Raw genomic sequence first — 5,207 nt, 5'->3', positions numbered from 1 at the left:
TCCACTGGCAGACCCGCCGGCGCGGTACGGCCCCGGCCGGCGGGTCTGCCAGTGGAGGCCGTCCGCCGACGCCAGACGACGGATCCGGCCGCCGCGACCGCCACCGCGACCACCGCCAGGCCGACCCACGCGACCGCTCCGGGGCCGCTCTCGTCAGTCGACTCGATCGGAGCAGCCGCTGCCGCGGACGGCGGAATCGGGGTCTCGGCCGCGACCGTCGGCACTGCCGACGCCTGCCCGGACGACCCGTGTTGCTCGGCAGCGGCCAGCAGCGCCGGGTCTGGCTGGGTCGACGGCGGGCTCCACCCCTTCGGTGCCGCAGTCACCGGCCCGTTGTAGCGGAAGGTCACGGTGCCGCGTACGGGGTCGCCGTCCGAGGCGACCGACAGGTAGCTCACCGAGTACTCGCCCTTGGCCGGCAGGTGTGCGACCGCCACCGTCGCGGGGAACCCGGTCGTGTACTCGCGCGGCTCGAACTGGCCGTTCACCAGGAAGTACTCGCGTACCGGCTTGTCCAGTGGCTTCGGCTCCCCGTACGACCAGCCGTTGTCGACCCGGATGCCACCGGGCGCGGTGACCGTGAAGTACGCGTTGGCCGCGGCCTTCTCGGTGAAGAACAGCCGCACCGACGTCAACGCCTCGCGCACCGTGGCGCCTGCCGCCGGCGTGGACATCGCGAGGGTCCCGTGAGCTGCGGCGGGCTGAGCGGACGCGAGGAGGGCGACAGCCGAGACGAGGAGGAACGCGAGGAGGCCCGAGACCACCCGCCCTGCGATCTGAGGGTGACGACGCATCTGAATATCCTGACGGCGCGGAGACTTTTTACAAGAGGTGGCGATCTTTTTCCTCAGATGGCAAAAGCGGGGCGGGTGGAACGGTGGCACCGGGATGGTCGGCCGGCGTCGGGCGAAAGTTTCCGGCGGGTGCCAGCGGCGGTCACCGAAGAAGCCGCCCGGTCGGCAATCCGGTCGGTTAGCGTCCACCTGACGTCTCGATCACGGAGAGTGTGGGGGCTATGCGGGCTGCGGTGCTGCGGGAGTTCGACGTTCCGCTGACGGTCGAGGAGATCGGCGACCCCGCCCCCGGGCCCGGGCAGGTGCTGGTGCGGGTCGTCGCCAGCGGGGTCAACCCGCTCGACACGAAGATCCAGGCGGGGAAGGCCGCACACGCGCGTGTCCAGCTACCCGCGGTGCTCGGCATGGACCTCGCCGGTGTGGTCGCGGCGGTCGACGCGGAGGTGACCGGCTTCGCCCCGGGAGACGAGGTGTACGGGCTGTGCGGGGGAGTCGGTGACCTGCCGGGCTCGCTGGCCGAGTACACCGCCGTGGACGCCCGGTTGCTGGCTCACAAGCCGAACAACCTCTCGATGCGGGAGGCCGCCGCGTTGCCGTTGGCGGCAGTCACCTCCTGGGAAGGTCTGGTCGACCGGGCCGGGGTCCACGCCGGGCAGAAGGTGCTGGTGCACGGCGGCGCCGGCGGGGTCGGGTACGTGGGCGTGCAACTCGCCCGGGCGCGAGGCGCCGAGGTGTACGCCACGGGCCGGCCGGCGAACCTGCCGGTGATCGAGAGCCTGGGCGCCGTGCCGATCGACTACACCACGAGCACCGTCGACGAGTACGTCGAGAGACACACCGGCGGTGAGGGTTTCGACATCATCGTCGACAACGTCGGTGGCACGACCCTCGACGCCTCGTTCGCGGCGGTCCGCACCTACCACGGGCACGTCGTCAGCGCGTTGGGCTGGGGCGCACACTCGCTCGCCCCGCTGTCGTTCCGTGGCGCCACCTACTCCGGCGTGTTCACCCTGCTGCCGATGCTCACCGGGCGGGGCCGTGACCACCACGGTTCCATCCTGCGCGAGATCGCGGCGCTGGCCGAAGCCGGTGCGCTGCGTCCCCGACTGGACGCGCGCCGGTTCACGCTCGACACGGTGATGGACGCCCACCGCCTGGTTGCCGACGGCACCGCCAACGGCAAGGTCATCGTGGACGTCGCCGACTGAGTGGGAACCCGTCGGCCGGGAGGTCAGGTCCGTGCGGGTGCCGTGCCGGCCAGGTCGACGATCCGGTCGCTCCAGCGCTCCAGCAGAGTCTGGTCGTGGCTGATGACCAGGACCCCGGCCTGCTGGGCCAGCTGGTAGTCGCGGATGACGGCGGCGACGTGCGCCTGCGTGGAGGCGTCGAGCATCGCGGTGGCCTCGTCGCAGAGCAGGTAGTCGGGACGGTGCACGAGGGCCCGGGCCAGGCAGGCGCGTTGCAGTTGCCCGTCGGAGACCGCGTGCGGACGTCGGCTGCGCAGATCCGCGGTGAGGCCGACCAGGTCGGCGAGTTCGGTGACCCGTTCCCGGACCGCCGCCTCGGGTGTCCGGGTGGCGCGCAGCGGTTCGGCGATCAGGTCGGTGAGGCTCAGCCGGGGATCGGCGGCGGCGCGCGGGCTCTGGAAGAGGGCGGCGACGCGGGTCCGTAGGGCCACCGGCACGGCGTACCGGACGGCGCTCACTGCGGTGCCGTCGATGCTGACCCGGCCCTGATCGGGCTGGTGCAGCAGGGCCAGGACCCGTACCAGTGTCGACTTTCCGCAGCCGGACGGCCCGCGCAGTCCGACCGTCTCGCCCCGGTCGATCCGCACCGTGACGCGGTCGAGGACGACCTGGCGGCCGTACCCGACGGTCACCTCGTCGGCGAGCAGGTGTGGCGTGCTGGTCACGGGTTGGCTCCGGTGCGGATCGGGTGGTGGCAGGCCACGGTGCCGCCACCGGCGACCGGTGTCGGCTCTGGTGGGTGAGCGCAGGTGTCGGTGCGGTGCGGGCAGCGGGGCGCGAACGCGCAACCGGGGGGCAGCGCGGTGAGCATCGGCGGGTCGCCGGGCACCGGCCGGAAGGCCCGGTCCGGCAGGGCGTCGAGCAGCGCCGAGGCGTACGGGTGGGTCGGCGCGGTGAAGAGTTCGTCGGTGTCGCGGTGCTCCACGACGCGGCTGGCGTACATCACGGCGACGGTGTCGGCGACCCGGCGCGCGGCGGCCAGGTCGTGCGTGATGAGCACGACGGCGGCGCCGTTGTCGCAGCGGCGGCGCAGCAGGTCGAGGGTGTGGTCGACCAGCGGCCGGTCCAGCCCGGTGGTGGGCTCGTCGGCGATGAGCAGCGCCGGGTCTGGTGCCAGCGCGAGCGCGGTGACCAGCCGCTGTGCCATCCCGCCGGACAGCTCGTGGGGGTAGCGGTCCAGGTCCGCCGGGTCGAGCCCGACGTCGACGGCGAGCTGGTCGGCGTCGGCGCGGTCGCGGCCGTGCGCCCGCAGCGTCTCGGCGAGTAGCCGCCGTCCGGTGCGGACCGGGTTCAGGGCGGTGGCCGGGCTCTGTGGAACCAGGCCCACCAGGCGCCCGCGTACCCGCCGGGCCAGCTGGCGTTGACCGCAGGTGATCAGGTCGACCGGTTCGCCGTCCGACTCGTGCAGGACGGCGTGGCCGGTGGTCGTGGCGTTGCCCGGCAGCAGGCCGAGCAGGGCGTGGGCCAGGACGGACTTGCCGCAGCCGGACTCGCCGACGACGGCCAGCAGTTCGCCGGCCCGGACGGTGAGGTGGAGATCGGTGACGGCGCGCACCCGCGCGTCGCGCAGCCGGAACTCGACGCCGAGGCCATCCACGGCCAGCAGCGGCCGACTCGTGGCGGCGCGGGCCGACGCCGGGGCGGGAACGGATTCGGTGGTGGTCACAGGTGCAGCTCCGCTCGAACCCGGGGATCGAAGCGGTCACGCCAACGGGCGGCGAGGACCGCGATGGCGAAAGTGACGACGACGATGACCGCGCCCGGCGCCAGGCTCGCCCACCACGCACCGGTCAGCAGCGACCCCTGACCGTCATTGATCATGTTGCCCAGTGAGGCGAGGTGCGGCGGCAGGCCCAGGCCGAGGAACGACAGGGCGGTCTCGTGCCACACCGCGTGCGGGATCATCAGGGTGGTGGCCAGCGCCAGTCGGGGCAGGACGTGCGGCAGCAGGTGCCGGGTGAGGACCCGGAGTCGGCCGGCTCCTCCGCTGATGGCGGCGTCGATGAACGGTCGGTTCCGCAGACTGAGCACCTCGGATCGGACGATGCGGGCGGTGGACAGCCAGTGGGTGAGCCCGACGGAGGCGATCACGGCACCGAGGCTGGGCCGCAGCATGGCCACGATGAAGATGCCCAGCAGCAGGTGCGGCATCGCGGCGATGGTGTCCACGATCCGCATCAGGATCCGGTCCACCCGGCCGCCGAGCGTGCCGGCGATCCCGCCGACCACGCCGCCCAGGACGGTGGCGACGAGCGCGGCGACAGCCCCGACGAGCAACGAGACCCGCAGCCCGTAGACGGCGCGGTGCGCCACGTCGCGGCCCAGATCGTCGGTGCCGGCGAGGTGGGTCCAGGACGGCGCCAACCGGGTCTGGTCCAGCGCGACGGCGCTCTGGTCGAGGGGCCAGACGAGCGGTGCGAGCAGCGAGCCGGCGACGGTCGTCAGCAGGACCAGACCGGCGATGACGACACCGGTCTGGCCGGGGCGCAGCCGCAGCCGGGACCGGGCCACGTGGAGCAGTGGCGGTCGGGTAGCAAGGTCAGCCATCGAGTCGTACCCTCGGGTCGGCGGCGGCGTAGGCCAGGTCGGTCGCGAGGTTCGCGGCCAGCACCACCGCGGTGGTGGCCAGCGTGATCGCCGCCAGCAGCGGGAAGTCGCTGCCCAGCGCGGCGGCGACGGTGACCGCGCCGAGGCCCGGCAGGGAGAAGACCGTCTCGACCAGCACCGCCCCGCCGACCAGTTCGGGCAGGTGGGTGCCGACCAGGGTGAGGAACGGCAGCAGCGCGGTTCGCAGCGCGTGCCCGAACAGCACCGTCCGGCCGGGCAACCCGCGCGCCCGCGCCGCGAGCACGTGGTCGTCGCGCATGCTCTCCGCGACCGCGTCCCGGACGAACAGCACGAACCACGGCGCCTGGGACACGGCCAACACCCCGACCGGCAGGATCAGGTGGTGCGCCACGTCGCCCCAGGACGTGCCGGTCGCTGTGACATCGGTGAGCCCGCCGGCCGGCAACCAGCCCAGGGCCAGCGCGAACACGGCGATCGCGGCCAGGCCCAGCCAGAAGACCGGCATCGACTGCACCGCGTACGCACCGGCGCGCAGCGCGCGGTCGAACAGCCCACCCCGGCGGTACGCGGCCAACGAGCCCAGCAGCAGGCTCCCGAC

General features: G+C 73.3%; 6 protein-coding genes. 1 reads left to right on the top strand and 5 read right to left on the bottom strand.

Annotated features, from left to right (window positions below):
• Nucleotides 1-674: copper resistance protein CopC (locus KBX53_RS21355; RefSeq protein ID WP_247675983.1), on the bottom strand; the 674-nt coding region annotated here is incomplete at its 3' end.
• A gap of 341 nt (nucleotides 675-1,015) precedes the next feature.
• Between KBX53_RS21355 and KBX53_RS21350 the strand changes: the two genes are divergently transcribed.
• Nucleotides 1,016-2,002 carry a zinc-dependent alcohol dehydrogenase family protein gene (locus KBX53_RS21350; RefSeq protein ID WP_030330540.1) on the top strand — a complete coding sequence of 329 codons (987 nt, stop codon included), beginning with the start codon at nucleotides 1,016-1,018 and terminating at the stop codon, nucleotides 2,000-2,002.
• A 23-nt stretch (nucleotides 2,003-2,025) separates the two neighbouring features.
• Here KBX53_RS21350 and KBX53_RS21345 read toward each other — a convergent pair whose 3' ends face one another.
• The 4 genes from KBX53_RS21345 to KBX53_RS21330 form a co-directional block, all read right to left on the bottom strand.
• The gene (locus KBX53_RS21345; RefSeq protein ID WP_051708291.1) at nucleotides 2,026-2,706 is read right to left on the bottom strand and encodes an ABC transporter ATP-binding protein; all 681 of its coding nucleotides are present in this window, start codon (nucleotides 2,704-2,706) and stop codon (nucleotides 2,026-2,028) included.
• Nucleotides 2,703-3,707, bottom strand: coding sequence for an ABC transporter ATP-binding protein (locus KBX53_RS21340; RefSeq protein WP_051708290.1), 1,005 nt, complete (start codon nucleotides 3,705-3,707; stop codon nucleotides 2,703-2,705). The genes KBX53_RS21345 and KBX53_RS21340 overlap by 4 nt, the downstream gene beginning before the upstream one ends.
• On the bottom strand, nucleotides 3,704-4,588 hold the full coding sequence (locus tag KBX53_RS21335; RefSeq protein ID WP_030330536.1) for an ABC transporter permease: 885 nt from the start codon (nucleotides 4,586-4,588) through the stop codon (nucleotides 3,704-3,706). The genes KBX53_RS21340 and KBX53_RS21335 overlap by 4 nt, the downstream gene beginning before the upstream one ends.
• On the bottom strand, nucleotides 4,581-5,207 hold a 627-nt coding region (locus KBX53_RS21330; protein WP_210861228.1), incomplete at its 5' end, for an ABC transporter permease. The genes KBX53_RS21330 and KBX53_RS21335, both read right to left, overlap by 8 nt.

Source organism: Micromonospora sp. M51, from assembly GCF_018070305.1.
In the GTDB taxonomy this organism is placed as follows: Bacteria; Actinomycetota; Actinomycetes; order Mycobacteriales; family Micromonosporaceae; genus Micromonospora; species Micromonospora parva.
Note: the sequence above shows the minus strand (reverse complement) of the source record. Positions and strands in the feature narration are given on the sequence as shown.